The sequence below is a fragment of the Catenulispora subtropica genome (assembly GCF_039531675.1).
Lineage (GTDB): Bacteria > Actinomycetota > Actinomycetes > Streptomycetales > Catenulisporaceae > Catenulispora > Catenulispora subtropica.
In genome coordinates, this window is record NZ_BAAAQM010000066.1 from 15423 (window position 1) to 41784 (window position 26362).

Annotated in this window: 21 protein-coding genes; 7 read left to right on the forward strand and 14 right to left on the reverse strand. The window is 72.4% G+C overall.

The genetic code is table 11. From position 1 onward, the window contains the following. The first annotated feature begins 29 nt into the window (after positions 1–29). Positions 30–1163, forward strand: coding sequence for a CaiB/BaiF CoA transferase family protein (locus tag ABD466_RS37825; protein ID WP_344662090.1), 1134 nt, complete (start codon positions 30–32; stop codon positions 1161–1163). Between the two features lie 52 nt (positions 1164–1215). Here the strand turns inward: ABD466_RS37825 and ABD466_RS37830 are convergent, their stop codons facing one another. The 3 genes from ABD466_RS37830 to ABD466_RS37840 all read right to left on the reverse strand — a co-directional run bounded on the left by ABD466_RS37830 (position 1216) and on the right by ABD466_RS37840 (position 3096). After that, positions 1216–1383 carry a hypothetical protein gene (locus ABD466_RS37830; RefSeq protein ID WP_344662091.1) on the reverse strand — a complete coding sequence of 56 codons (168 nt, stop codon included), beginning with the start codon at positions 1381–1383 and terminating at the stop codon, positions 1216–1218. A gap of 114 nt (positions 1384–1497) precedes the next feature. Then, positions 1498–2490, reverse strand: coding sequence for an HAD-IIA family hydrolase (locus ABD466_RS37835; protein ID WP_344662121.1), 993 nt, complete (start codon positions 2488–2490; stop codon positions 1498–1500). 156 nt (positions 2491–2646) lie between these two features. Then, on the reverse strand, positions 2647–3096 hold the full coding sequence (locus tag ABD466_RS37840; RefSeq protein WP_344662092.1) for a tetratricopeptide repeat protein: 450 nt from the start codon (positions 3094–3096) through the stop codon (positions 2647–2649). A gap of 167 nt (positions 3097–3263) precedes the next feature. Here ABD466_RS37840 and ABD466_RS37845 point away from each other — a divergent pair, with 167 nt between their 5' ends. From ABD466_RS37845 to ABD466_RS37860, 4 genes are all read left to right on the forward strand, one after another. Next, complete coding sequence (locus ABD466_RS37845) at positions 3264–4565, forward strand: DUF1015 family protein (RefSeq protein WP_344662093.1); 1302 nt, start codon at positions 3264–3266, stop codon at positions 4563–4565. A 228-nt stretch (positions 4566–4793) separates the two neighbouring features. Further along, the gene (locus ABD466_RS37850; RefSeq protein WP_344662094.1) at positions 4794–5969 is read left to right on the forward strand and encodes an alanine--tRNA ligase-related protein; all 1176 of its coding nucleotides are present in this window, start codon (positions 4794–4796) and stop codon (positions 5967–5969) included. 61 nt (positions 5970–6030) lie between these two features. Beyond that, on the forward strand, positions 6031–7236 hold the full coding sequence (locus tag ABD466_RS37855) for a DUF1444 domain-containing protein (RefSeq protein WP_344662095.1): 1206 nt from the start codon (positions 6031–6033) through the stop codon (positions 7234–7236). 90 nt (positions 7237–7326) lie between these two features. Then, a complete protein-coding gene (locus ABD466_RS37860) occupies positions 7327–8304 on the forward strand; it encodes an acetylxylan esterase (RefSeq protein ID WP_344662096.1) in 978 nt (325 codons plus the stop codon). 28 nt (positions 8305–8332) lie between these two features. On the opposite strand, the gene ABD466_RS37865 is transcribed toward ABD466_RS37860, so the two are convergent. The 11 genes from ABD466_RS37865 to ABD466_RS37915 all read right to left on the reverse strand — a co-directional run bounded on the left by ABD466_RS37865 (position 8333) and on the right by ABD466_RS37915 (position 23678). After that, the gene (locus ABD466_RS37865) at positions 8333–9589 is read right to left on the reverse strand and encodes an RNA polymerase sigma factor (protein WP_344662097.1); all 1257 of its coding nucleotides are present in this window, start codon (positions 9587–9589) and stop codon (positions 8333–8335) included. Continuing rightward, positions 9586–9909, reverse strand: a complete 324-nt coding sequence (locus ABD466_RS37870) for a YciI family protein (RefSeq protein WP_344662098.1) — start codon at positions 9907–9909, stop codon at positions 9586–9588. Before ABD466_RS37870 ends, ABD466_RS37865 begins: the two co-directional genes overlap by 4 nt. A gap of 171 nt (positions 9910–10080) precedes the next feature. Continuing rightward, a complete protein-coding gene (locus tag ABD466_RS37875) occupies positions 10081–12564 on the reverse strand; it encodes a glycoside hydrolase family 3 N-terminal domain-containing protein (RefSeq protein ID WP_344662099.1) in 2484 nt (827 codons plus the stop codon). 129 nt (positions 12565–12693) lie between these two features. Beyond that, complete coding sequence (locus tag ABD466_RS37880; RefSeq protein ID WP_344662100.1) at positions 12694–13017, reverse strand: hypothetical protein; 324 nt, start codon at positions 13015–13017, stop codon at positions 12694–12696. Continuing rightward, positions 13017–17546, reverse strand: a complete 4530-nt coding sequence (locus ABD466_RS37885; protein ID WP_344662101.1) for an RHS repeat-associated core domain-containing protein — start codon at positions 17544–17546, stop codon at positions 13017–13019. Before ABD466_RS37885 ends, ABD466_RS37880 begins: the two co-directional genes overlap by 1 nt. Before the next feature lie 116 nt (positions 17547–17662). Continuing rightward, positions 17663–18286 (reverse strand): TetR/AcrR family transcriptional regulator, encoded by a 624-nt coding sequence (locus ABD466_RS37890; RefSeq protein WP_344662102.1) that lies wholly within the window; start codon positions 18284–18286, stop codon positions 17663–17665. 5 nt (positions 18287–18291) lie between these two features. Next, entirely contained in the window at positions 18292–19188 is an 897-nt protein-coding gene (locus ABD466_RS37895; protein WP_344662103.1) for an SDR family NAD(P)-dependent oxidoreductase, read from the reverse strand. A gap of 107 nt (positions 19189–19295) precedes the next feature. Next, the gene (locus ABD466_RS37900) at positions 19296–20213 is read right to left on the reverse strand and encodes a helix-turn-helix domain-containing protein (RefSeq protein ID WP_344662122.1); all 918 of its coding nucleotides are present in this window, start codon (positions 20211–20213) and stop codon (positions 19296–19298) included. Between the two features lie 58 nt (positions 20214–20271). Then, entirely contained in the window at positions 20272–21666 is a 1395-nt protein-coding gene (locus tag ABD466_RS37905) for a cytochrome P450 (RefSeq protein ID WP_425558841.1), read from the reverse strand. 3 nt (positions 21667–21669) lie between these two features. After that, positions 21670–22650 carry a DUF1702 family protein gene (locus ABD466_RS37910; RefSeq protein WP_344662104.1) on the reverse strand — a complete coding sequence of 327 codons (981 nt, stop codon included), beginning with the start codon at positions 22648–22650 and terminating at the stop codon, positions 21670–21672. A gap of 44 nt (positions 22651–22694) precedes the next feature. After that, complete coding sequence (locus ABD466_RS37915) at positions 22695–23678, reverse strand: DUF1702 family protein (RefSeq protein WP_344662105.1); 984 nt, start codon at positions 23676–23678, stop codon at positions 22695–22697. Between the two features lie 487 nt (positions 23679–24165). On the opposite strand from ABD466_RS37915, the gene ABD466_RS37920 reads away from it, so the two are divergent. Together ABD466_RS37920 and ABD466_RS37925 are read left to right on the forward strand one after the other, a co-directional pair. Continuing rightward, on the forward strand, positions 24166–24696 hold the full coding sequence (locus ABD466_RS37920) for a DUF5987 family protein (protein ID WP_344662124.1): 531 nt from the start codon (positions 24166–24168) through the stop codon (positions 24694–24696). After that, complete coding sequence (locus ABD466_RS37925; RefSeq protein WP_344662106.1) at positions 24693–26348, forward strand: FAD-dependent oxidoreductase; 1656 nt, start codon at positions 24693–24695, stop codon at positions 26346–26348. Before ABD466_RS37920 ends, ABD466_RS37925 begins: the two co-directional genes overlap by 4 nt. Positions 26349–26362: the final 14 nt, after the last annotated feature.

The following is a 26362-nucleotide window of genomic DNA, read 5'->3' on the forward strand; positions in this document are numbered from 1 at the left end:
CGTCAGCAGAACTGCCGCCGGGAGGACGCATGACAGGGCCGTTGCAGGGACTGAAGGTCGTGGAGATCGCGGGCATCGGGCCCGGACCGTTCGCCGCGATGCTGCTCGCCGACCTCGGCGCGGAGGTGCTGCGGGTGGACCGGCCCGGCGGCGGGGGGCTGTCGCTGGGCGACCGCGACGTGCTGAACCGCGGCCGCCGCTCGGTGGCCGTGGACCTGAAGCACCCCGGCGGCGCCGGCGTGGTGTTGCGGCTGGCCGAGCAGGCCGACGTGCTGATCGAGGGCTACCGGCCCGGCGTGGCCGAGCGGCTGGGGATCGGGCCGGACGTGTGCCTGGAGCGCAACCCGCGCCTGGTCTACGGGCGGATGACCGGCTGGGGACAGGACGGGCCGCTGGCCCCGACCGCCGGGCACGACATCGCGTACATCGCGGTCACCGGCACGCTGCACGCCATCGGCCGGGCCGGCGGCCCCCCGCAGGTGCCGCTGAACCTGGTGGGCGACTTCGGCGGCGGGTCGATGTACCTGGTGGTCGGGATCCTGGCGGCGGTGTGGGAGGCGGCGCGCTCGGGCCGCGGACAGGTCGTGGACGCCGCGATCGTGGACGGCACCGCGCACCTGTCGGCGATCATGCACGGCTTCAGCAGCCTGGGCCTGTGGCGCGACCAGCGGGGCACCAACCTGCTGGACACCGGGGCGCCGTACTACGACGTCTACGAGACCGCCGACGGCGAGTACATGGCGGTCGGGGCGATCGAGCCGCAGTTCTTCGCCGAGCTGGTGGAGCGGCTGGGCATCGCGCACCTCGTGCCGGAGCAGAACGACCGGGAGCGGTGGCCGCAGCTGCGGGAGATGCTCGCGGACGTGTTCCGGACGCGGAGCCGCGAGGAGTGGACGAAGGTGTTCGAGGGCGGCGACGCCTGCGTGGCACCGGTGTTGTCGGCGAAGGAGGCGCCGCGGCACCCGCACCTGGCCGCACGCGGGACGCTGGTGGAGCGGGACGGTCTGACGCAGCCGGCGCCGGCGCCGCGGTTCTCGCGGACGGAGGCGGAGCTGGGACTGCCGCCGTGCGCACCGGGGGCGCACACCCGGGAGGCGTTGGCGGCGTGGGGGTTCGAGGACGTGGAAGCGCTGGTCGGGAGCGGGGCGGTGGTGCAGGCGTGAGCGCCTGCCCGGCGTCCGCGCCGGCCGGACGCGGGCCCGCCTGGGACGCCGGCTAACCGAGGGCGACCTTCACGACCTGCGAGGCCGGGAACACGACGGTCCCGTCCGGACTCTTGGCGAAGACCCAGCCGCCGGCGAAGGCCACAGAGGTGACCGGGTAGTCGCTGTGGTTCACCAGCTCGACGCGGATCGCGGGGCGCCATACGAGTTCTTCCTTCATGGCGCCCAGCTTCGGTGGAAGGGCGGCGAGAGGCCAGGCGGCGGCGTCCAGGCAGGGGACTCCTACGCCTACCGCCAGACTTGCCTTGGCCAGACTTGCCTTGGCCAGACTCGCCTACGCCAGACTCGCCAACGCCTCCGACGCGTCGGCCTCCCCGTCGTGCGCCCACACCGCGGCGCACATCACCCGCACCGCGTCGATCCTGTCGCCGTGCGCGTGCAGGATCACCTGCCCGGACACCACGGCGGCACTGGTCCGGCCCAGCGTGAAGCTGACGCCGTCCCGGGTCGGGGCGACGTGCACGGTCAGCAGTCCGCGCAGGTCCTCGGCGATGTAGTTCGGGCGGCGGTCCGGCGGGGCGGCGAGCAGTTCGCGGACCGTGGTGACGCCGGTCAGGACCAACAGGCTGTCGGTGTGGCCCCGGACCGCGCCCTCGATGTCGGTGTCCAGGCGGTCGCCGACGATCAGCGGGCGGCTCGCGCCCGAGCGCAGGATCGACTCGCGGTGCAGCGGCAGCTCGGGCTTCCCGGCGACCTGCGGGATCACGCCGGAGGCGGCGCGGACCGCGGCCACCAGCGTGCCGTTGCCGGGAGCGATGCCGCGCGACGTGGGGACCGTCATGTCGGTGTTGGTCGCGATCCACGGCACGCCGGCGCGGACCGCGTAGGCGGCCTCGGCCAGGTCCTTCCAGCCCACGTCCGGCGAGTAGCCCTGGACCACGACGTCCGGGACGTCGTCGGCCGAGGGCACCGGCTTCAGGCCCAGCTCCTTCACCGCCGTGAGCAGGCCCTCGCCGCCGATCACGAGGACCCGGCCGCCGTCGCCGACGCAGGCGTGCGCCATCCGGGCCGCGGCCTGCGCCGAGGTCACGACCTCGTTCGGGTGCGCCGGGACGCCGAGCTGGTTCAGGTGCTCGGCGACCGCCTCGGGGGTGCGGGAGGCGTTGTTGGTCACGTAGGCGCGGCGCATGCCCTTGGTCTCGGCCTCACGCAGGGCGGAGGCGGCGTGCGGGACCGCGTCCGCGCCGCGGTACACCACGCCGTCCAGATCCAGCAGGGCCGTGTCGTAGGCCTGGGCGAGGGGCGTCTCGGAGGTCAGCAGCGGCACTTTGCCGGCCGCGGCCGTCCCGTCTGTTCCGGCGGCAGTCTCAGCGGTCACACCGCTATCTGATCACATCCGTCCCGGGCGTGTCGGCGGACCCCGGACCTTCCCCGGTCGAGCGGGGACGGGCCGGGGGTAGAGGCCGAATTCGGTTCGGGTAGCTCAGCCGTCCGCGAGCCCGCGCTTGCCGGTCTGCTCGCGCAGCGTGGAGCGCGCCGCCCGCAGCGCGTTGGCGTAATGGCGGATCTCCGGACGCATCGCCGCGGCCGCCGAGAGGTGCTCCACCGCGACATCCATCTGGCCGAGTTTGGCCGCCGCCAGCCCCCAGCCGAACTGCGCGTAGTCGTCATCCGGGCTCACGTGCGCCAGCTGTGCGAAGCTCTCCAACGCCTGCTCGTAGAGGCCGCCGTCGAAGTGGGCGCGCGCCAGGGCCTCCAGGACCGGGGCGAAGTCGGGGGTCTTCTGCGCGACTTTGGTGAGCAGCTGCGCCGCCCCCTGCGGATCGCCGGCCTCCAGCAGCTGCACGCCCTGCCGGTACCAGTCGGCGGCCTCGCCGGTGGGTTCGCCGGCGCCGTCCTCGGCGCCGTACCCGCCGTCGTATCGCTCAGACATAAGATCCTCCGTCGTACTCGGCTCCCGCTACCGGCTCCCCATCCGTGACAACCTGTATGCCGTTCTTCCTTTCCAGCCGCTGCCCACCTCACTCCCGCCCGTCCCCCCGGCCACTTGAGCACGGTCGCGTATCGGCTCCCGGGGACTGCTGCTCGTACCATGCCTGCATGGCACACAGCGATCCGCAGGCGCTGCGAGTGCTCCCGTTCCGGGGGCTACGGTTCGTCCCGGAACGGGTCCACGACCCGTCGGCGGTCACTTCGCCACCGTACGACATGATCGGGCCGGAGGAGGCCAGGCGGCTGGCCGACACCGAGGAACACAACGTCGTGCGCCTGATCCTGGCCGCGCCGGAGGAGTTGGTGGACCGCCCCGGCGCGCCCGCGCGCTACAGCCGGGCGGCGGCCTCCCTGCACGAGTGGATCGCCGACGGCGCCCTGCTTCTGGACCGGGACCCCGCGTTGTACGTCTACGAACAGTCCGGTCCGCACTTCCGGCAGCGCGGCCTGATCGCCCTGGTCCAGCTCGACGACTCCGACGACCCGGACCGGCCGGGCGGCGCGGCCGAGCCGGCGCCGGAACGCCGCGCGATCATGCCGCACGAGGCCGTGACCGACTCGGTGGTGGCCGACCGCCTCGCCCAGATGCGCGCCACCGACGCCCACATCGAGCCGATCCTGCTGACCTACGAAGGCGACCACACCGTCTCCGACCTGCTCGACCGGGTCGCGGACGCCACCACCCCGCTCACGGTCACCACGACCGCCGACGGCACCGCGCACCGCCTGTGGGCGCTCACCGACCCGGTCTCCGTCGACCGGGTCGCCGCCGCCCTGGTCTGGCACCGCGCCCTGATCGCCGACGGCCACCACCGCCACGCCGCCTACCGCCGGCTGCGCGCCGAACGCGGCGGCCCGGCCGCCCTGGGCCTGGCCCTGCTGGTCGACTCGGCCCGCTACCCGCTGAGCCTGCACGCCATCCACCGCGTCCTGCCCCACGTCCCCCTCGCCGCGGCCGCCGCCCAGGCCGGCAAGGTCTTCGCCGTCCGCGAGACCTCCGACCCGCACACCGCGCTGGACTGCATCCCGGCCGGCGAACACGCTTTCGTACTCTCCGACGGAAGCACCCACTACCTGCTCACCGCGCCGGACCCGGACGCGCTCGCCGAGGCGATCCCCGCGGACCGCCCGCCGGCCTGGCGCGAGCTGGACGCGACGGTGCTGCACCACGTGCTGGTGGAGGCGGTGTGGCAGCTGCCGGACACCCCGGAGGAAGTGCGGTTCGACCACGACCCGGCGCACGCGATCGCCGAGGCCGCGCGCCTGGGCGGGACGGCGGTGCTGCTGCGGCCGACGACCGAGGACGTGGTACGGGAGCTGGCCGCGGCGGGGGTGCTGATGCCGCGCAAGTCGACGGCGTTCGGACCCAAGCCGGCAACCGGGTTGGTGATGAGGTTGTTAGAGGGCTAAAATCCGATCATGGAGACCACCAGGCGCACCTTCGCCGCAGCCGCGCGAGCTATCTGCTCACCGGCTGCCGCTGCCTGATCTCCTTCTCCCTCCCCGCCGGCGGCCGGACAGGTCCGCCGGCTGCGACGTGCACTCTCGCCGTCTTTCGAGCCCACCCCTCGCAGCGTCGTCGGCGACGCCTGTCCGGTCACGGCCACCAGCCGTCACGATCCGGAAAGGCCTCACGCCATGAACACCCGCGAAACCATCAGCACCTTCACCGGCTTCTACCGCGAGCACGGTCACGAGCTGTCCCCCAGCCAGTCGCTGCTACCGCCGCGGGGCGACGACTCGGTCCTGTTCACCACGTCCGGCATGCACCACCTGACGCCGTACCTGCTCGGACGTCCCCATCCGCTCGGCCGCCGGCTGACGGGCGTCCAGCGGTGCCTGCGCACCACAGACCTCGACGAAGTCGGCGACCCCACTCACCTGACCGTGTTCGAGATGCTGGGCTCCTGGTCGCTCGGCGACTACGGCAGCCGTCAGAGTCTGAGGTGGGGATACCGGCTTCTGCGGGAGGGCTTCGGCCTGCGTCCCGAGCAGCTGTACGTCACGGTCTTCGGAGGGGACGAACAGGTCGGCCCCGACGTGGAGTCCTTGGAGACGTGGGGGGACCTGGGCGTCCCGGTCGAGGTTCTGAGCGAGGACAACTGGTGGTCCAACGGGCCCACCGGTCCCTGCGGCCCGGACAGCGAGATCTTCGTGTGGACCGGAGTCGGCGAGCCGCGTGACACCCCCGGCACGAACTCCGACTGGGTGGAGATCTGGAACCACGTGATGATGCGCTACGAGCGTCTGTCCGACGGGTCGCTGGTGCCGTTGCCGCAGGTCGGCATCGACACCGGGATGGGCCTGGAACGGCTGCTCACGATCCTGCAGGGCACGGACTCGGTCTACGACTGCGACGTCTTCCAGCCCTGGCGGGAGACCGTTCCCACCCTCTGGCCGCTCGACCTGCGCGAGCGCCGCGTCGTCGTGGACCACCTGCGCTCGAGCATGGTCGTCGTGGGCGACGGCGTCAGACCGTCGAACACCGGACGCGGCTACGTGCTGCGCCGGCTGCTGCGTCGCGTGCTGACGATCCTGTGGCGCCAGAACCTCACGCTGCTCGACGAGCTGCCGCTGGACCTCTACACCCACACGCTCGACCGCTTCGGCCGGTCGCCGGGCGGCGGCCCGACCCCCGACCAGGTCCGCCAGGTCGTGCTGGAGGAGCAACGCCGGTTCGTCGGCGTCCTGGAGCGCGGCCGCAAGCTCCTGTCCCGCCTTCCCCGGGAGGAGGTCCTGGACGACAGGACCCTGCGATACCTGCATGAGACGCACGGCCTGCCGCGCGAGATCGTCGAGGTGCTCGTGAGGTGAGAATCCCCCGGTCACCGGCCCGTCACCTGATCGTCGGCGGCCTGCGCTAAGGTCGCCGACCATGGGGATAGCCGACAAGATCTTCGGATCCGCCCGCGACCGGTTCGGGAAGGAGGTCGCCGCCCGCGTCCTCGCCCTCGACACCGTCGCCCGCACCGAGTACGACGCCGAGAAGTTCCAGGTCCTGGTGTTCCGCACACCCGACGACGACTCCCCCGCGGTCATCAACCTGGACAGGACGTTCCAGGAGACCGAGCGCGCGCCGGCGAGTGCGCGCAAGGCCGCGGTCGGGCGGCTGGTCGACGCCGCCGCGCTGCCGCCCACGCCGGACACGTGGGAGAGGGCGCAGCCGATGGTGCGGCCGGTGCTGCGGCCGCCGGTGCACGACCCGAAGATCGGCATCGTGAGCCGCCCGGCGCTGCGCTACCTGGCGGAGATGCTGGTCCTGGACAGTCCCTCGGCGATGAAGTACGTCGGCCCCGACGACCTGGCGACCTGGGGCGTCGGCGCCGAGGAGGCGTTCGACGCCGCGCACCGCAACCTGGCCCGCTCGGTCACCCACACCCTGGACGCGGCCCGCCTGCGGGCCGGGTCGCCCGCGGCCACGCGCCTGGACGACTCGGGCGACCACTACATCACCTCGCTCCCCCTGGTCGACGGCTGGCTGGCCACCCTCCAGCGGATCGCCGAGGCCCGGCCGCTGGCCTTCCCCACCAGCAACAGCGTTCTGCTGCTCGCCTACGAGACCGCCGATCCGGACGAGATCGCCATCCGCGTCCAGACCGCCGAGCGGGAGTGGACCGAGTCCGCCCGCCCCATCTGCCCGGCCCCGATCACCGTCGGCGACGACGGCACCGTCACGCTCTACGAGCCGCCGCCGGACCACCCCGCGCACGCGGCCGTCAAGCACGCCACGATCCTGCTGGCCATGAGCTCCTACGGCCCGCAGACCGAGTACCTGCGCGACGCCGCAGGAGCCGAAGACCCGTTCCCGGCCGCCCTGAAGGGGTTCCGCAGCCCCACCGGCGAGGAGTTCACCGGGACGACGTGGACGGACGGCATCGAGTCCATGCTGCCCCAGGCCGACCTGGTCTTCTTCCCCAAGGAGGGCGAGCAGATGGTCCAGATTCCGTGGGCCGTCGTCGCCGAGGAGGCCGGCCTGACGCCGGCCGAGGGTTTCCACCCGGCGCGCTACCACGTCGGGTCCTGGCCCGCCGCCGAGGTCATGGAGCGCATGAAGGCGAGGGCGAGCGCCGCGTTGGTGTGACCGGGCCACCCTCCGGACCCGGAGCCCTGATCCACGCCGGCCGCATACACTGCTGCGGCTGGTGTGGATCACTCGTTTGGGGAGGACCCGATGGCGCTGTTCGATCTGCCGCTGGAGGAGCTGAGGCGCTACCGTCCGGAGCGCGACGAGCCCGCCGACTTCGACGCGTTCTGGAAGCGGACGCTGGACGAGGCCGAGGCGGCGGGGTTCGAGCCGGTGTTCGAGCCTTACGACGCGGCGCTGTCGATGGTCGAGGTCTTCGACGTGACGTTCGCGGGGTGGGGCGGGGATCCGGTGAAGGCGTGGCTGATCCTGCCGCGCTCCGGAGCTGGAAACGGCGAGCGGCTCCCCTGCCTCGTGCACTTCCTCGGCTACAGCCGCGGCCGCGGGCTGCCGCACGACCACCTGGCGTTCCCCGCCTCGGGCTGGGCCACGCTGGTCATGGACACCCGCGGCCAGGGCGCCGCGCAGACCGACGAGCTGGGTGCCACGCCGGATCCGCACGGCGGCGGGAACCCGGCGGGCGGCTGGTGGATGACGCGCGGCGTCATGGACCCCGAGCAGTACTACTACCGGCGGGTGTTCACCGACGCGGTGCGTGCCGTGGAGACGGCCGCGGCACACCCGCGCGTGGACGCCTCCCGGATCGTGGTGCAGGGCGCGAGCCAGGGCGGCGCGATCAGCACGGCGGTGGCGGCGCTGCGGCCGGGGCTGCTCGCGGCCATGGTCGACGTCCCGTTCCTGTCCCACTTCCGGCGCGCGGTCACGCTGGTCGACACCGAGCCGTACCACGAGATCGTGGACTTCCTGAAGATCCAGCGCGGCGCCGACCAGCAGGTCTTCACCACGCTGTCCTACTTCGACGGCATGAACTTCGCCGCGCGCGCCACCGTCCCGGCGCTGTACTCGGTGGCGCTGATGGACCTCACCTGCCCGCCGTCGACGGTGTTCGCGTCCTACAACCACTGGGCCGGGCCGAAGGAGATCGAGGTCTACCCGTGGAACGACCACGAGGGCGGGGCCGCGGCGCAGCGGGACCGGCAGCTGCGGTATCTGCGGGCGCTGTGAGTCATCGCCGCCCCGCGGCTGGTTGCGGCTATCCCAGCTGGTCGCGGCGGCGGGTGAGATAGGCGATTTCGCCGGTGTTCCCGGCGAGGTCGATCGCCTGGTCGTAGGCGGCCCGCGACTCCCGGCCGCGGCCCAGCCGGCGCAGCAGGTCGGCGCGGGTGGCGTGGAATGCGTGGTAGCCGGCCAGCCGGTCTTGGAGCCGGTCGACGGCGGCCAGCGCCACCTCCGGACCGTCGATCTCGGCGACCGCGATGGCGCGGTTCAGGGCGACGACCGGTGAGGCGTCCAGGCGGACGAGCTGGTCGTAGAGGGCGACGATCTGCGACCAGTCGGTGTCGCGGACGTCGCGGGCGGACGTGTGCACGGCGCTGATGGCCGCGAGGATCTGGTAGCGGCCCGGGGCGGCTCCGGAGGCGAGGCGTTCGCGCACCAGCCGGTGCCCCTCGGCGACGAGGGCCCGGTCCCAGGACCCGCGGTCCTGCTCGGCGAGGGTGACGAGGTCGCCGGAGGCCGAGACGCGGGCGGTGCGGCGGGCCTCGGTGAGCAGCATCAGCGCCAGCAGTCCGGTGACCTCGTCATCCTGCGGCAGCAGGGCGTGGACCAGGCGCGTGAGGCGGATCGCCTCGGCGGTGAGGGCCGGGCGGACGGGGTCGGTGCCGGGCCCGGTCGCCAGGTAGCCCTCGTTGAAGACGAGATAGAGGACGGCGAGCACTCCGGCGACCCGGCCCGGGAGGTCCTCCGCGGACGGCACCCGGTAGGGGATGCGCGCCACTTTGATCTTGTCCTTCGCGCGGGTGATCCGGCGGGACATGGCGGCCTCGGTCACGAGGAACGCCCGGGCGATCTCGGCGACGGTCAGGCCGCCGACCATGCGCAGCGTCAGGGCCACGCGGGCCTCCATCGCGAGCGCCGGGTGCGCGCAGGTGAAGACCAGGCGGAGCCGGTCGTCTTCAATGGCGCCGGCCGGTTCGGGCGGCTCAGGCCGGCCGTCGTGCCCCATCTGCGCCTCCCTGTGCTTCTCGTCGCGCTTGCTCTCGCGGCGGATCCGGTCGATGGCCTTGCGCTGGGCGGTGGTGGTGAGCCAGGCGCCGGGGTTGGGCGGGACGCCGTCGGCGGGCCACTTCTCGACGGCGGTCGCGAACGCCTCGGCCGCGGCTTCCTCGGCGATGTCGAGGTCGCCGTAGCGGCGGGTGAGGACGGCGACGAGCCGGGCCCACTCCTCGCGGTGGGCCCGGGCTACGGCGTCGCGGGCGTCGGCGCCGCCGGCGTTCGTGGATCCGTTCACAGGATCGGCCGCACCTCGAGCTTGCGGTTGCAGGCCTTGGACGCGCCCTCGGCCAGCTTGAGCATCGCGTCGAGGTCCGGCGCCTCCATGATCCAGAAGCCGATGAGGAACTCCTTCGACTCCAGGAAGGGCCCGTCGGTGACCACGGCCTCGGCCCCGCGGTTGTCGACCACGGTGGCCGCGTCGGGCCCGCTGAGGCCGGCGGCGAAGACCCAGTGGCCGTCGGCCTGGAGCTGCTTGTTGAAGGCGGTGATCGCGGCTTGCTCCTCCTCGGTGGCCATGCCGGGCTGGTCGGCGATCACGGAAACCAGGTACTGCATCTGACGATCATCTCCTGCGGTTCGGGGTCGCCCTGGGCGGGCAGCCTCTCACTCCTTCTACGAACGGCTCCACCCCGATCGGACACCCTCACGCGGAGTTTTCCGCGAAGGCGCGGCCGGCGCGGGCGATCCCCTCAAATCGCACGCGCCGGCCGCAGTGGTTCAGCCCGGTCAGGTCAGGCTGAACGGCGCGGACAGATCGACGGAGTAGGGCGTGGTGCTGTTCTTGTCGATCTGCAGGATGTAGCCACCGGGCTCCACGGTGGGCGGACCGGAGGCGTCGATGTCGCCCTGGCTGCGAGCCAGCGCCGAGGCCGGGAAGGAGACCTTCACGGTCTGCGACGCGCCGGCGGCCAGCGTGACGCGGGCGAACCCGACCAGGCGCTGCGGCGGTTCGGCGGCGGCGCTGAGCGGCTGGGCGACGTAGAGCGGGACGACGTCGGTGCCGTCACGGCCACCGGTGTTGGTGACCGTGAACGTGGCGGTGAGGGTGCCATGCCGGTTGGCGGCGGGGGTCACGGTCAGCGCAGTGTGGGTGAAGGAGGTGTAGGACAATCCGAAGCCGAAGGGGTAGGCGGGATTGTAGGAGTGACCCGGCCCGGACCCGGTGTTCGGCAGCTGGTCGAAGAACTTGGGCTGGTCGCCGAGCGGGGAGGGCGCGGAGCCGTCGAAGTCGCCGCCGACGGCGGGGGCGTCGGAGGGCCAGCTGATCGGCAGGTGGCCGCTGGGGTTCACCGTGCCGAAGAGAACGTCGGCCACGGCCTGCCCGGCCTCGGTACCGCCCTGGTACGCCATCAGGACGGCGTTCGCCTTCCCGGCCGGGCCCAGGCCCACCGGGCGTCCGGCCTCGACCACGACGATCACCGGCTTGCCGGTCGCCTCCAGGGCGGAGATCAGGGCCTGCTGGTCCGCCGGCAGGGCCGGGGCCGGGTTGTCGCCGAGGCCCTCGGCGTAGGCCTTCTCCCCCACCACGGCGACGTAGGCGTCGGTGGTGGGCGCGGCGGCCACGGCGGCGGCCTGGTCCGGAATGGACTCGGCCTGGGCGTCGGCGCCGAGGACGCCCTTCAGGACGGTGGTCCCGGGCGGGATCTGGTCGGGCGGGCCCATGCAGCAGACGTGCCCGGCTCCGGCCACCCCCTGCCAGCTCACGCTCCAGCCGCCGAGCTGGTTGGTCATCGAGTCGGCGCTGGGACCGGTGACGACCACATGGCTCCCGGCGGCCAGGGGCAGGACGCCGCCCTCGTTGCGGAGCAGCGTGATGGACTCCTGCGCGGCCTTCAGGGTCTTGTCACGTCCGGCGGTGACGGCGGCGTTCGCGGCGTCGGCGTCGACACACGCCTTGGCCGGGTCGGCGACACAGGGCTGATCGAACAACCCGAGCTTGAACTTCATGGTCAGGATGCGCCGCACCGCGTCGTCGATCCGCGACATCTTGATCGTGCCGCTCTGGACGTCCTGGATGACAGCGGCCTGCCACTGGTCCGCGCCACCGACCTCCATGCTCATGTCCAGCCCCGCGTTGACCGCCGCGGCCACCGCACCGGGCAGGTCGGACGCGACGTGGTAGGCGGTCTGCAGCGCCTGGACGTCCTGGTAGTCGCTGATCACGACGCCCTTGAAGCCCATCTGCCCGCGCAGGATGTCGGTGAGCAGGTGGTGCGAGGCGGTGGCCGGCACGCCGTTGATGGAACCGGAGTCGACCATGACGGCGTCGGCCCCGGCGTCGATGGCCCCGGCATAAGAAGGCAGGATCGTGGTTTGGAGGTAGTTCATGGGCAGCAGGGCCTCATTGCGGTCATGGCCGTTGACCGACTGCGAGTACCCGGCGAAGTGCTTGACGGTGGCCCCGACGTTGAGGCCGTCACCTGGGCTTTGCATCCCGGCAACGTTTGCGGCACCCATGGCCGCGGTCAAAGCGGGCTCCTCACCCCACGTCTCATAGGTCCGGCCCCACCGGTTGTCACGCGCCACGTCCTGCACAGGCGCGAAGTCCCACACCCAGCCGGTGGCCCGCAGCGCGGAGGCGGTCATGGCGCCGCCGTCCCGGGCCGCCGCGGTGTCCCACGTGGCCCCCATACCGATGGACTGCGGAAACAGCGGAGCCTGCCAGGGATGCCCGAACCCGTGCACGGCGTCGACACCGAAGACGACAGGGATGTGCAACCGCGAGTGCGAGACCGCGAACTGCTGGATGGCGTTGTACTCATTCGCCCAGTCCCGCGCGGTGTTGCCGCTGGTCCCGCCACCGGTGGTGTCGACAGGATTGTCGGTCCCCCCGGCCAGCACCGACCCGACGTTCTGATCGACCAGAGCGGCCTGCATACACGAAACCGACGGCATGTTGAACCCGGCGGCCCCGCACGCACCCCCGGCGGCGGCCGTGAGATTGTCCACCAACTGCTGATCCATCTGCCCGGCCTTCTCAGCGAGCGTCATCCGCCCGAGCAGATCGTTCACCCGCGCCGCCAACGGCGCGGACCGGTCGAGGTACTGCGGCCCGGTGGAGCCGGACGCGGCACCCGCCGCCGTCGTGGCGTCCACCGACGCCACGGCCAACGCGGCGGCGACCGCTACGCGGACCAGTCGCCGCCGCGTCGAGCCAACCCTTCGGAGCCGCCCGCTGTGCGGGGTCGAACTCGGTGTTCGGGCACGCATCAAGCACACTCCCAGCTGTTTCAAGCCCTTGTCGAGTGAGTTTGTTGCGGCCGCAAACAATCCGGATGGGGAGTCAGTCAACTGCGGGACGGGGCGTTCGTCAAGGTTGCGAAACGAGGGAGCAACGGGTCAGGCGGAGCCGCGGTGCGCCATCCGGCGCAGCATGCCCGCCAGCTCGCCGAGATGCTCCCGGTCGCTCGGCTTGTCCCAGCCGTGTTCGGCCCCGGCCGGCCCTAGGAGGTCCTCGATGGCGGCAAGGAGCCAACCGGCGATCTCCGGGCGGACCTCCTCCGGCATCAGCTCGAAGTCGGCACCGATCGTGTTGGCGTACTTCCGGTAGCGGTCCCGCTGTTCCTGCTCGATGGCGCCGAAGGCGATCTCCAGGATGGTCGACCAAGTGTAGGAATTGGTGAACCAGTCATCGCCCTCATCAGAGACCACGATCGCCGACATCAGTAGCTGTCTCCCAGGATGATGAGCTTGTTCAACGCCTTCATTTTGGGATTGGCGTCCCATTCATCGAGCTTCGTGAACATTCGGTCTATCTGGTGACTGGAGGCTCCGCTCAGGTCAAGCACCGTGTAGTCGAACCCGCTCTTGGCATAGATGTGTCTCCACACCGACTTGTGCATAGCCGCTTCATTGTAGTCAGGATTCGTCCAGGCCGTCGGTCCGCCGACCGCGTCATACGTTCTGCCTCGCTCGTCCAGGAAGTCAGGGTTGTTCGTATTGCGAAACCCGCGTAGCTGACCGCCGTTGTACTCCGGCGCCTCCATGAGCCGCTGCGCCGTGCCCGGCTCATCACCCTTGAGTTCCGTAACGTCGCAGAGCTCATCTTCGCTGTAGCACTTGAGGCCCAGCGGGTCGGCCCACACCAACGGGTTCGGGACATAGGCGTGGTCGTTCGGGGCGGCGGAGAGGCCGAGCGGGTCAGGGGTGAGGAAGGAGGCTGTTGCCGGGTTGTAGTAGCGGTGGAGGTTGTAGTGCAGGCCGGTTTCTGCGTCGTGGTACTGGCCTGGGAAACGAAGGGGACAGTCGGTAACGGGAGCGGACGCGGCGGGTGCCGGGCGACCCCAGAGGTCGGTGGTGGTGCGCCAGGCGATGTGGCCTTCGGAGGTGACGAGTTCGGTCGGGGTGCCGATCAGGTCGGTGACGATGGCGTAGAAGGCGACGTCGGCTTGGTCTTGGGAGAGTTCCGTCCGGTGACGGACGCGACGTGTCTGTGCTGCGGGGCGGTGGGTGCCGGGTTCATAGTCCCAGGTCACGATCTGCTCGGTGCCGACAGGGCTGACAGAGTGCTGCTCGGCCAAGCGGAGGCCGTCCCAGGTGAACAAGGTCTCGTCGGTGGTGGTTCCGTCGGCGAGCAGGCGGGCCTTGGCGATGCGGCGGCCGAGGGGGTCATAGCGGTAACGCCAGGTGGCTCCGTCGGGGGTGGTGACCTGATGGAGGCGGTCGGAGGCGTCCCAGGTGTACTCCCACGTCCGGCGGCGGCCGTCGAGAGTCGTGCGGACGGTGCGGATCAGGCGACCGGAGTCGTCGTGCTCGTAGCGGGTGCGGCCGGCTCGGCGGATCAGGGTGCGGTCCGCGTCGCGGACGCCGTCGGAGGCGGTCTCGGGGTGCGGGTCGGGGTCAGCAGGCGTAGAGCCGGATGTCACGTTCCCGAACTCGTCATAGCTGTACTGCTCGCTCCAATCCGTCCCCACCGCCTCTGTCACGCGCCCGGCGCCGTCGAAGACGTAGCGCGTCCCGCCGCTTGCGCTGTCGTCGAGCCGCGTCGGCAGACCGTCCGCTCGACGCGTCCATTGGCGGTTGAGCAGTTCCGCCACGGGGTTTCCGGCATCGCCGGTCCACAGCCGCTGGCCGATTACGCGACCGGCCACGTCGTGGTCGCGGCTGAGGTGGACACGGCCGTTCAGGACCCGCTCGGCCTCGCGGCCGGCCGCGTCCAGCGAAAAGGTCAGTCGGCCGGCGTCCGTGCTCAGCACGCTCGGGCCCCCGGCCGCGTCGTACTCCCACCGGGAGACCGAGCCGCCCGGTGTCGTGCGCAGGACTCGGCGGCCGGTGCGGTCGTACCCGGAGGTCACCGTCCGGCCGTCCACGCTCTCGCTGAGCACCCGCCCCGCGGCGTCCCGCGTGTACTCCAGCCGGCTGTCCGGACCCACCGCGGTGGCCAGCCGCCCCACGGCGTCATAGCGGTACGCGTACTCGCCATCCGGCGTCCGGCGCCGAATCAGGCGCCCCGCCGCGTCCCGCTCCAGGGTGATCCGCTGTCCGCCGGCGTCGGAACGGGAGACGAGTCGACCGGCCGCGTCGTACTCATATGACAAGGCGCGGCCGATGAAGTCCGTCTCGCGGAGCAAACGCCCGGCCACGTCCCAGTCGTAGCTCCAGACCGCGCCGGCTTTGGTCACCGATCGCAGGCGCAGCTCGCTGTCCCGGGCGAACTCGTGCCGCACCCCGTCCGGGCCGGTCCGCGCCGCTATCCGGCCGAACGGCCCCGGTTCGAACAGCACCGTCGCGCCGAGGGGGTCCACCGCGCGGACCAGTTGCCCCTCGGCGTCGTAGTCCCAGCTGATCCTGCCGCCGTCGGGCTCGGTGCGCCACAGCGCCCGGCCCTCCACGCTCCAGCCGTAGCCGGTCCGCATCCCCAGGGCGTCGACTACCTCGACGACCCGACCGAAGGCGTCGCGTCGCACCTCTGTGCGGCCGCCCAGTGGGTCCACGACCGCCACGACGAGCCCGGCGCGATCGCACTCGATCCAGGTGACGGCCCCGGCCGCGTCCGTGACGCTCTCCACCGCCCCGTTGGACCGGTACGTATAGCGCGTCGGCGCGCCGACCGGATCGATCTCGGCGACGAGGTTCCCGCGCTCGTCGTACGACCGCGTCCGGCGGCTCCCGTCCGGGAGGCCGACGCTCACCGCGAGGTGCCGATCGTCGTGGCCCACCTCGGCGGCGGCGCCGTCGGGGCCCACCAGCCGCACGAGGTCGCCGTGCTCGTCGTAGACGTACCGTACGGCGTTGCCGAGCGGATCGATACTCGTGATCAGACGGCCGCGTTCGTCATACTCCGAGACCGTCGTGTAGCCGAGCGGATCGGTGCGTCGGGATACATGACCGCTGCGATCGAAGCCGTAGACGACGGTGCCGCCGAGCGAGTCGGTGAACGTCGTTTCCCGGGCCGCGGGATCATACGCGAACGAGCCCGACAGGAACCCGCCGTCGCCGACGGTTCGCACGACGCGCCCGCGGTCATCGTACTCGTACCGGTAGCGGTACCCGACCCGATCGACCCACGCCGTGATGCGGTCGGCCTCGTCCCACTCGTAGCCGAACGGAACCCCCGACGAGTCGACGACGCCGGTCAGCCGCCCGCGGTCGTCGTACTGATACCGCTTGACGACGACGCCCCGCTCCGAGCCGTCCAGCAGGCGGATCGCCGTGACGCGCGGACCGCCGGGCGCCGGCACCGTGTCGACGGCGAGGCGATAGCCGGGGTGCTCCAACCCGGTCGGGGTCCCGTCGTCGTGACGCAGGATGCTGACCTGGTTGCCGTTGCGGTCCGTGATCGCCACGAGGTCGCGGATCTGCCCGGCTTCGCTCTGATGGTGGACGGCGCCGAAGTGGTGCGTCCGGCCGGACCACGGGTCGGTGATGCGGATCTCGTCGACGCCGCGGTCCCAGCGCAGCGGCCACGGCGTACCGCGGACCGGCAGCACCTCCTCCCCGTCGGCCGGGATCGGATAGTCCAGGCACTGGGCGTCGTCACCGGCGAAGTGGATCCCCGCCGCGTTGACCGACAACCGCTGGTCCAACGTGGAGGACCAGCCGGGACCGAACAGCCGTCCGGTCTCATAGCCGGAGGCGTACACCCTGCGCAGCAGCACCGGCATGACGCCCGGCAGCCGCAGATCGGTCGCCTCGGACAGCATCCATCCGGAGACGACGTCGACGGGGTCGGTCTCGCAGACGCCGTTGGAGGCGCCTTCGGCTCTGCGGGTTTCACCGCCGATGTCGGATTCCGTATGCTCGGCCAGATTTCCCGCGTCGCTCTCGGCGTCCTTCGTGGCGCCGTTGACCAGGCTCCGCTCCTCGCCTTCGGCTTCCGTGCCGAGCTTGCCCAGGACCTTGCCGCCCAACGCGCCGAGCGCTTTGCCGCCGAGGAAGGTGACGCCGAGCATCCCGGCACCCATGAGGGCGTCGCCCCAGTGCCCCTGCATCGCGTCGCCGGCGATCTCCAGACCGGTGCCGGCCAGGGCGACCAGGTTGTCGGCCTCAGCCAACGCGGCGGTGACCACGTCCACGCCCGGGATCCAGGAGGTCGCGAGAGCGAGCACGTCCAGGAACGGCGCCAGATCGTTCGCGATCTCGGCGATCTTCCCGCCCCACTCGGACAGGAACTCCCCGACGTGCTCCCACCAATGCTTGTTGTGGATGCCGTCGGACTGCGCATGATGCAGCGCCTTCGCGCAGTCCTTCGCGGCAGAGATGCGATCGTCATAGGCTTGCTTGGCCTGCGCGGCCAGGGCGTCCATCTTGCTTTTGGCGGCGTCCAAGTTCTTCTGCGCCGTGTCATGAGCGGCCTGGGCATCGGTGACGGCCTGCTGGTTCGGGTTCGCCACCTGATTCTGCTGCGCCGTCTTCAGATCCGAGGCGGCACTGTGAGCCGTAGTAGTAGCCCGCTGCAGATCGGCATGCGCATCCAGCGCCTGACGCAACGCCGCATCAGCCTTGTTCTGCGCAGCGAGCAGCTTGGGCGCATAGGCCGACAGCGCATCGGACGCCTCGCTGTAGGACGTGTACAGCTTTTGAAGGCGACCGGGCAACGGACCGAAGTTGCTCTTGAACGCGTCAGCGGTCTGACCGACCCACTGCAGCGCCGCCGCATCACCACCGAAAGAGTTCAGGCTCCGATAAGCCGCCTCGACATCGTGAGCGAAATCCCCGAACTGCTTCGCCAGAGCCTCAACCGACTCCACCACACCCGGAGTCGGATCCCCATCCAACCCCAGAACATCCCAACCAGACGGACGCACCATGCCCGCCACCTCCCCGTATCCCGCACGCCGGACGAACCCAGCGAAACAGAACCCTGAGTTTACGGAGAATGCGGAAGCCCGGCCAGAACCACATCCAAGACTTGAGCCAACCGCGTCTGTTGCTCACTCCGGGGCACCGCACGCAGCGGCCCGTCGACCATCAGCACCGCCAGCCCGTGCACGACCGACCAGAGAGCCAGGTCCAGGCCGGGACGCCGCTCGGCGGTCAGGACGCCGGCCTCCAGCAACGCGTCCAGGCGATCGCCGAACCAGCGCAGCGCCAGCGCCTGCACCGGCGCCACGCCGCCGTGGCAGAGCACTGCGAACAGGCCCGGCTGCTCGCGGGCGAACGTCGTGTACGTCTCCGCCAGCGCACGGATGACCGTGGTGGCGTTCGCCGCCGGATCGCTCGGGCCGGCCGGACCGGCCTCGCCGGCGCCCGGTCCGCAGCATGTCTCCAGCCGCTCCGACAGCGCGCCGAGCGCCCGCTCCTTCACCACGTCCTGCAGCTCGTCCAGGGTCGCGAAGTGCCGGTACGCCGCCGGGGGTGTGACGCCGGCGCGGCGGGCGACGCCGCGGACCGTCACCGCGCTCGGGCCGCCGGTGCGGGCGAGGTCGAGGGCGGCCTGGGTCATCGCGGCACGCAGGTTGCCGTGGTGGTAGCCGGTGTGGTGGAGCGGCATGGGGGTCAGGGGGTCGGGAACTGGCGGGCGACGAATCTGGCGAAGGCGCGGTCGGGGAGAACGCGGCGCAGGGTGAGGGCGCCGGTGGCCAGGGGGCCGACCGGGTAGCGGGTGCGGGGGTGGCGGGCCTGGACGGCGCGCTCGATCGCGGCGGCCGCCTTCTCCGGGGACACGGCGAAGCGGCCCGCGGTGGTGCGGCCTTCGTGGACTGCGATCGCCCAGGTGGCCAGTTTGTCGTAGAAGGGCTGGTAGGCCGAGTCGGGGCGGCCGGCGAACTGCAGCAGGGCGGTGGAGAAGAAGGCGGTGCGGACGGTCGCCGGTTCGATCAGGCTCACGTGGATCCCGAACGGGGCGACCTCTGCGCGCAGCGCCTCGGAATACGCCTCCAGGGCATGCTTCGTGGCCTGATACAGGCCGCCGCCGGGCGGGGAGAACCGGCCCAGGATGGACGACACGTTCACGATGCGGCCCGCGCCCTGCTCGCGCATGCCCGGCAGCACGAGCTGCGTCAGCTGGAGCGGTCCGAAGAGGTTGGTCTCGAAGGAGGCGCGCGCCGTGGCCAGCGGGACGTCCTCGACCGCGCCGTACACGCCGCCGCCGGCGTTGTTCACCAGGACGCCGACGGCGCCGTGGTCCTCGACGACGCGTTTCACCGCCGCGGCCGCCGAGGCCTCGTCGGTGACGTCCAGACGCAGCGTCGCGATGCCGTCGGCGGCCAGGTCGGCGAGGGCGCCGACGTCGCGGGCGGTGGCGTAGACCGGCAGGCCGGCCCGGTGCAGGCGGCGGGCCGCCGCGCGGCCGATGCCGCTGGAGCACCCGGTGACCAGCGTCGCGCGGGAGACGCGGGAGACGCGGGCGCCACGGGACGTGCGGGAACCGTCGGGCGCTTCGGCCTCGGACATCGTCAGACCCCTTCCATCAGACCTCGGGCATGCCGCCCACCTGAGTGGCCACCTGAGTGCCAGTGTGGCCACCGGGGGCGGCACCGGGTTCTCGGGGATTGCGCAGTTCAGACCGCGCCGGCCCCGACCGTGACCCCGGTCGCCGCGACCGCCGCGACCCGGGCGACGGCGGCCCGCCGCGCGTCCAGCAGCGCCAGCAGCACCGGCGGATCGAGCACGCCGGCCGGCTTCAGCTGGAGGTCGGCCACCAGGTCGCCGGCGCCGCGGCGCACCACGAGCGGTCCGACGGTGCCGACCGACACCCGGCCGTCGCCGGACAGTGCCGCCTGGCGCGGGTCGCGGGCCCGCAGCGGGCGTGCGCCCGGGCCCCCGGGACCGCCGCCCAGGCCGCCGTGTCCGCCGTGTCCGCCAAGGCCGCCCAGACCGCCCCGCCCCTCCACGTCGAAGCCGTCCTCGACGTCGGCGACCGACTGCGCCAGCAGGTACCAGCGGCCCGGCGGCACGTTCTCGAACCGGTACGCCCCCGGCCCGTCCAGCACCGCGCACCGCACCGGGCGTCCCTCGGGCACGCACTCGGGGAACAGCCCGGCGAACACCAGCCCGTGCCGGTCGTGGTGCGGCCGGATCACGCCGTGCACGGTGGCCGCGTCGGTGATCCCGCCGCGCACGTCGCACAGCCGGATCCGGTCGGCGTGGCCGCCCTGCCGCCGGTAGTCCGTCGGCGAGAGCCCGACGCTGCGGCTGAAGCGCGAGCTGAACGTGCCGACGCTGTTGTAGCCGACCAGGATGCTGATGTCGACGACGGTCAGCGAGGTCGACGTCAGCAGGTGCTTGGCCCGCTGCAGCCGCAGCGCGGACAGGAACCGGGCCGGGGAGACGCCGGTGGCGCGCTGGAACATCCGGGTGAAGTGGAACTTGCTGAACATCGCCGCCCGCGCCATGTCGTCGACGGTGACCGGCTCCCCCAGCTTGTCGTGCATCGTGGTGATGGCCCGCTCGGCGGCCCGGGCCACGGAGTCGTTCATCATGCCTCATTCCAGTCGGGCGGATCGTTGCTTATACGAACTCTGATATATCAGAAGGTCACGCCGGATCGACGGTCATCGGCAGTCCGCCGCGCACCCGCAGCGAGAGCATCGGCTCCGGGACCGCCCGGTAGCCCGGCACCTTGGCCAGCCGCAGCCCGCGGGCCACGGTGGCCAGCACGAACACGGCCTCCATCGTGCCCAGGGCGCTGCCGACGCAGAACCGGGGCCCGGCGCCGAACGGGATGTACGCGTAGCGCGGCCGGTCGTGGACGCGGTCCGGGTCGAACCGCTCCGGGTCGAAGCGGTCCGGGGCGTCCCAGAACGCCGGGTGGCGGTGCAGCGTGTAGGGGCAGACCACGACGTCGGACCCGGCCCGGATCCGGTAGCCGTCCACCTCGTCGTCGCCCTGGGCGATCCGCCCGAGCATCCACACCGGCGGATAGAGCCGCATGGTCTCCTCGACCACCATCGCGGTGTACTTCAGGCGGCGCAGGTCCTCGGGTTCCGGCGGCCGGTCGCCGAGCACCGCGACGGCTTCGGCGTGCAGCCGCTCCCAGGCCTCGGGGTGGTCGTCCAGCAGGTGGAAGGCCCAGCTCAGGGTGCTGGCGGTGGTCTCGTGGCCGGCCAGCAGCAGGGTCACCAGCTCGTCGCGGATCCGCGTCCTGCGCACCCGCGGATCGCCGGCCCGGCCGGTCGAGACCAGCAGGCGCGACAGGACGTCGTCGCCCTCCGAGCCGGGCCCGGGCCCCGGCTCGGACCGGCCGGCCAGCAACGCCGCCACGACCCGGTTCAGCTCCCGCCGCGCCGCCCGGAACCGCAGCTGCTTGGGCAGCGGCAGGAACCCCGGCACCGCGCCGAGCGTGACCACGTCGAACATGGCCTGGTCCTGCATGGCCTCGAACGCGTGGCCGAGGCCGTCGAACCCGCGCAGGTCCTCGTCCAGCAGCACCCGCCCCAGCACGCCCAGCGTCAGCCCGGTCATCTCCTCGCGGATGTCCACCGGTCCGCGGCCGACGTGCGCGCGCAGCCGGTCGGCCAGCGCCGTCGCCTCCTCGGCGATCAGGCTCGCCTTGCGCGTGATCCGCTTGGCCTGGAAGGCCGGCTGGATCGTCCTGCGCTGCTCCCGCCAGAGCTCGCCCTCGCTGGTCAGCAGACCGTCGCCGAGCGCACGCCGGGCCTGCACCAGCCCGATGCCCTTGTGGTAGTTGGCGGCGTTGTCGGCCAGCACGTGCTTGGCGTAGTCGGGATGGTTGAGGAAGTACAGCGCCTTGGGCCCGATGGCCACGCGCACCGCGTCGCCGTACCCCTGGGCCGAGGAGCTCATCAGGCCGAGCCGGTCGCGGAACAGCTTGCCCAGCAGGCTGAACGTGGCCGTGCGCGGCGGTCCGGGCCAGCGGCGCGGCGCCGGGACCGGCCGCGCGGCGGTGTCGGTGTCGTCCAGGACGCCCACGGCTCAGCCCGCCTCGGCGCCGACGAGCGCGGCGGAGATCCGGCGCCGCCAGGTCTCGAAGGCGGGCTCGGAGCCGTCCGGGTTCTCGCCGGCCGGCCGGGTCCGGCGGCAGACGCGCTCGGCCTCCTCGGCGGTGATGCCGCCGCACAGCACGTCGAGGCCGACGGCGGTGTGCGGGACGATGAGCCCGGCCTCCTGGCGCGCGGTCGCGGCGAAGGCCGAACCCTGGGCCACGTGCTCGTGGTAGCCCTCGGCGCGGACCATGAACCGGCGCAGCTCGTCCTCGTCGGCGCCGCCGGCGTAGGTGGCGGCCAGACCGGCGCCGCTCCACAGGTCGGCCCGGCGGTCGGGCTGGAAACCCTCGATCAGATCGGCGGTGGTGTCCGGGTCGGTGCCGCCGATGAACCACAGCGCGCGCCCGATGCCCTGGTCTATCGCACGGTTCGCATACGCTGCGTGCGGGCCGCCGGGCCACGGGAACGCGGGCTCCCGGTGGTGCTCGCGGACGTAGCGCTGGGTCTTGAAGTACGCCTGGTGGAAGCCGTAGCCGTCCAGGACGAGCCAGCACATCAGCGGGTCGGCGACCTGGAAGCGCGACCAGCGCATGCGCGGCAGCCGCGCCATCGCCCAGCCGAGTCCGATCCAGGCCATGTACTCGTGGTGGCGGGCCCGGCCGGCGAGGAACCGGGCGAAGTGCCGGGAGCCGCCGATCGGCAGTCCGTCGCGCATCGCGTAGCCCATGCCGGCGCCCTCGTAGGCGAAGCCGCGGAAGCGGGTCGGCAGCTGTTCCAGGTTCGCCTCGGCCTCCTCGACGGTCTTGGCCTCGGCGGCGAAGGCGTAGCCCTTGAGGAAGTGCCGGCCGATGGTCTCCAGCAGGTCCCCGGACTGGGGGTTCTTGACGTGGAAACCGCGCTCCGACATGAGCACGGCCTTGTCGTTCGGGGTGAGGATGCGGCGGCGGAGCTTGCGGAGAACGGCGGCCATGAGGCGTGCTCCCATCGGAAGGGGGTCGGGTGGTGCCGGTGGCGTCAGCTGGCGGTCGGCTCCGTCGCGGCGACGAAGCTCTCGCGGATCCGGCCGCGCCACCGCTCGTACGGCGGCACGGGCCCGGGGGTGTCGAAGGGCACTTCGGTGCGGTCGGCGAGGTCGACGGCCTCGGCGACGGTCAGACCGGTCAGCGCCGCGAGGGAGGCGACCACGTGCGGGGGCACGTGGCCGGAGTGGTGCCGCGCCTTGACGGCCAGCACGGCGCCCAGCGCGACCTCGGGGCGGTGTCCGCCGGCTTCGTCGCAGAGCCCTGCCAGGCCCTGGGCCGTGCAGCCGCCGGCGAACGTCGCGGCCAGTCCGACTCCGCTCCACAGGTCGGCCTGCCGGGCCGGGTCGAAGCGCCGGACGGCGTCCGCGACGGGGCCGGGCTCGGCCCCGTGGATGAACCACAGCGCCCGCCCGATCCCGTGGTCCACGGCGCGCAGGAAGTAGTCCTTGTCGCCGGCCCAGGGGTACGGGCGCGGACGGTACTGCCGGTCGACCCACTTACGGGTGTGGAAGTACGCGCGGTCGAAGCCGTAGCCGTCGACGGCGAACCAGCTCATCGTCGGGTGGTACGGGCTCGGCGGCAGGTCGGGCAGCACCTTCTTCCACAGCACCCGGGGCAGCCGGGCCATCGCGAAGCCGATGCCGATGTAGGCCAGGAAGATGTGCGGGGCGCCGGGGCCGGCCAGCAGGTCCCGGGTGCGGTGGCCGCGGCCGGCGGCCATGGCGTCGCGCACCGTGTAGGCCATCGTCGCGCCCTCGAAGGCGAAGCCGCGCAGCTCGGGGTCGACCATGCTCAGGCGCCGCTCCACCTCCCAGGGCCGCCGGGCCTCGATGCCCCACTCGAAGCCGCAGACCACGGACTGCGGGATGGACTCCAGGTCGTGGGCGCTCGCCGGGAAGCCGCGCTTGCGGAAGCCGACGGCGGCCAGCGAGGGGGCCAGGGCGACGCGGCGCAGGACGCCGAGGACGGGTGGCATCGGGCTCCTCCCGGTCGAGGCGTGCCGGAGGCTGGTTGGAGCGGGACCGGCGGCACGCCGGAACAGTGCTCGAACAGAATGCTGTCCAGCATGCTCGACCTCTGATTTGCCGTACTTCTCCCGTCGTGCGGTGTCCGCGCCGATCCGGCCCGATCACGGACCGAACGCAAGGTCGGAGAAGACGGCGGACGGGGCGCGCTCCGCATACTCCAGGCGAAGGCGGGTCCCGCCGGCCCACCAGGTGCGGCGGCGGATCCTGCGCCGGGCCGCCGCACCCCGGCGGCGCCGGGCCCGCAGACGCCCAGGCCGGCGCGCGGCCGAACGCCGCGCGCCGGCCGTCCCGGGCCCCCGGACGCTCCGGACCCCGGCCGCGAGCGCTGCGCACAAGCGAAGACGCCCGGCCCGGACGGTGGTTCCGACAATGGGGACCACTCGAGCATAAGGGAGGAATCCAGTGAAACCACCGAAGGACGCCGATCCCGAGACGATGACCCTGGAAGCGTTCGCCGACACCATCGTCCCCGGGGAGAAGCGCTGGCCCGGCGACCGGGCCGTGGCCGGGATCTCGCCCGGCGGGGGCGCGGTGGCCGCCGGCGCCGTGGACCTGATGCGGACCGAGGCCGGCGGCATGGCGTCCTCGCTGCCGGACCTCGTCAAGGCCCTGAACCAGCACGCCGAGGGACACGCCGAGCGGAACAGGCTGAGCCTGGACCCGGCGGTGCCGCCGTTCGTGGCGCTGCCGGCCCGGGACCGGGCGACGCTGGTGGCCGACCTGGTCCGGCCCGGCCACCCGGAGAAGTTCCTGTGGGTGGGGCTGGCGATCTTCAGCAACATGGCCTTCGACACCGGCGCGCACCTGAGCACCACGCAGGCCATGGACGCCGGCCATCCGGGCCTGGCAGCCCTCGGATACACCCGGCCGGACGGCGACGGTCTGTGGCGCTTCCCGGACTTCTCCTACCGCCGCACGCTGGCCAAGCTGCATCCGGGCACCACCGCGACCGGGAGCCCGGAGTGAGCGCGCCGGAGCGCACCGACGTGCTGGTCGTCGGCAGCGGGTTCGGCGGCGCGATCGCGGCCTACCACCTGGCCGCCGGCGGCGCCGAGGTGGTCGTGCTGGAGCGCGGGCCGTGGCTGAGGTCCGAGGAGTTCGACCACGACTTCCGGTTCGGCGCGTCCGGCACCCGGATCTTCGACTTCGTCATCGGCGACGGCATGAGCCTGCTCGGCGGCAACTGCGTCGGCGGCGGCAGCGTGGTCTACTTCGCCGCGATGCCGCGGGCGCCGCGCTTCGTGTTCGAGCGCCGGGGCTCGATCGGCCGGCGGATGTGGCCCGCGGCCATCGACCGCGACGTGCTCGACCCCTGGTACGACCGGGTCGCCGAGTCGCTGCCGATCAGCCAGCTGGACTGGAACGACGCGACGTACGCCGGCGGGCTCTGGGCCGCGGCGTGCGCCCACTCGGGCCGCACCGCCAACCCGGTGCCGGCGGCGATCGACCGGGAGCTGTGCACCAACTGCAACTGGATGATGGCCGGCTGCCGGTTCGACGCCAAGCGCTCGCTGCTGCTGAACTACCTGCCGGCCGCGGTGGCGCACGGCGCCGAGATCCGTCCCCTGCACGAGGTGCAGCACATCTCGCGGACCGACGACGGGCACTACCGGGTCGCGTACAACACCGTGGACGACGTCGACTACCGGGTCGTGCTGGACAGCGGGACGATCGAGGCGAAGATCGTGGTGCTGGCCGCCGGCGCCGGCGCGACGCCGGTGATCCTGCAGCGCTCCGAGCCGCACCTGGGCCCGATGCCGCACGCGGTCGGCCGGTACTTCTCCGGCAACGGCGAACGGCTGAACACCGCGATCCTGAACGAGGACAAGGTGTCCTCCGTCCTCGGGCTGTCGCGCGGCGACGGCCGGGCCTACGCGGCCAACCAGATCGGCAAGGGCCCCACGGTGGCGTCCTGGGACGACCTGGACCCGGCCAAGCCCGAGTTCGAGCGGTTCAGCCTGGAGCAGCTGTACTTCCCGCCGGGGCTCGGCACCATCCTGGCGCAGGCCCCCGACGTGGCGGCCCCGGCGTGGTTCGGCGCCGAGAAGAAGGAGATCGTCAAGCGCTGGCAGTCGTGGCTGACGATCTTCACCATGTCCGAGGACGACAACGAGGGCGTGTTCGGCCCGCCGCCGCCCACCGGCAACGCGGCGCGCTACTCGCAGCAGATGCTCGGCTTCGGCCCGCTGTCCTACAAGCCGACGAAGAACACCCTGCGCGGCTGGGAGCTGTCGGACGCCGAAGTGAAGCGGGTGCTGGAGCGCGACGGCCTGTCCCGGGTGCTGCCCTGGACCAACGACGTGGTCGGGGCGTACACGGTGCACCCGCTGGCGTCCTGCCGGATCGGCGACGACCCGGAGACCTCGGCCCTCGACGACCGGCACGAGGTGCGCGGCCACCCCGGCATCTTCGTCACCGACGGCTCCGCCGTCCCGGGCGCCCTGCTGGTGAACCCGGCGTTCACCATCGCCGCCCTGGCCGAGCGGGCGATCCCCGGGATCGTGCGGGCCGCGCGGGAACGCGGCGTGGACGTGCGGTACGGGGCGCCGGCCCCGGACGGCTCCGTGTCGGCGCGCGACGCCTCCCGGAAGGCGGCGGCGCGGTCGGCCGGAGGCTGAGACCGTCCGTGCCC

Coding starts and splice junctions, on each gene's coding strand:
- ABD466_RS37825 (WP_344662090.1), top strand. CDS start 30: ATGACAGGGCCGTTGCAGGGACTGAAGGTCGTGGAGATCGCGGGCATC.
- ABD466_RS37830 (WP_344662091.1), bottom strand. CDS start 1,383: ATGAAGGAAGAACTCGTATGGCGCCCCGCGATCCGCGTCGAGCTGGTG.
- ABD466_RS37840 (WP_344662092.1), bottom strand. CDS start 3,096: ATGTCTGAGCGATACGACGGCGGGTACGGCGCCGAGGACGGCGCCGGC.
- ABD466_RS37845 (WP_344662093.1), top strand. CDS start 3,264: ATGGCACACAGCGATCCGCAGGCGCTGCGAGTGCTCCCGTTCCGGGGG.
- ABD466_RS37850 (WP_344662094.1), top strand. CDS start 4,794: ATGAACACCCGCGAAACCATCAGCACCTTCACCGGCTTCTACCGCGAG.
- ABD466_RS37855 (WP_344662095.1), top strand. CDS start 6,031: ATGGGGATAGCCGACAAGATCTTCGGATCCGCCCGCGACCGGTTCGGG.
- ABD466_RS37860 (WP_344662096.1), top strand. CDS start 7,327: ATGGCGCTGTTCGATCTGCCGCTGGAGGAGCTGAGGCGCTACCGTCCG.
- ABD466_RS37870 (WP_344662098.1), bottom strand. CDS start 9,909: ATGCAGTACCTGGTTTCCGTGATCGCCGACCAGCCCGGCATGGCCACC.
- ABD466_RS37875 (WP_344662099.1), bottom strand. CDS start 12,564: ATGCGTGCCCGAACACCGAGTTCGACCCCGCACAGCGGGCGGCTCCGA.
- ABD466_RS37880 (WP_344662100.1), bottom strand. CDS start 13,017: ATGTCGGCGATCGTGGTCTCTGATGAGGGCGATGACTGGTTCACCAAT.
- ABD466_RS37890 (WP_344662102.1), bottom strand. CDS start 18,286: ATGCCGCTCCACCACACCGGCTACCACCACGGCAACCTGCGTGCCGCG.
- ABD466_RS37895 (WP_344662103.1), bottom strand. CDS start 19,188: ATGTCCGAGGCCGAAGCGCCCGACGGTTCCCGCACGTCCCGTGGCGCC.
- ABD466_RS37900 (WP_344662122.1), bottom strand. CDS start 20,213: ATGAACGACTCCGTGGCCCGGGCCGCCGAGCGGGCCATCACCACGATG.
- ABD466_RS37910 (WP_344662104.1), bottom strand. CDS start 22,650: ATGGCCGCCGTTCTCCGCAAGCTCCGCCGCCGCATCCTCACCCCGAAC.
- ABD466_RS37915 (WP_344662105.1), bottom strand. CDS start 23,678: ATGCCACCCGTCCTCGGCGTCCTGCGCCGCGTCGCCCTGGCCCCCTCG.
- ABD466_RS37920 (WP_344662124.1), top strand. CDS start 24,166: ATGACCCTGGAAGCGTTCGCCGACACCATCGTCCCCGGGGAGAAGCGC.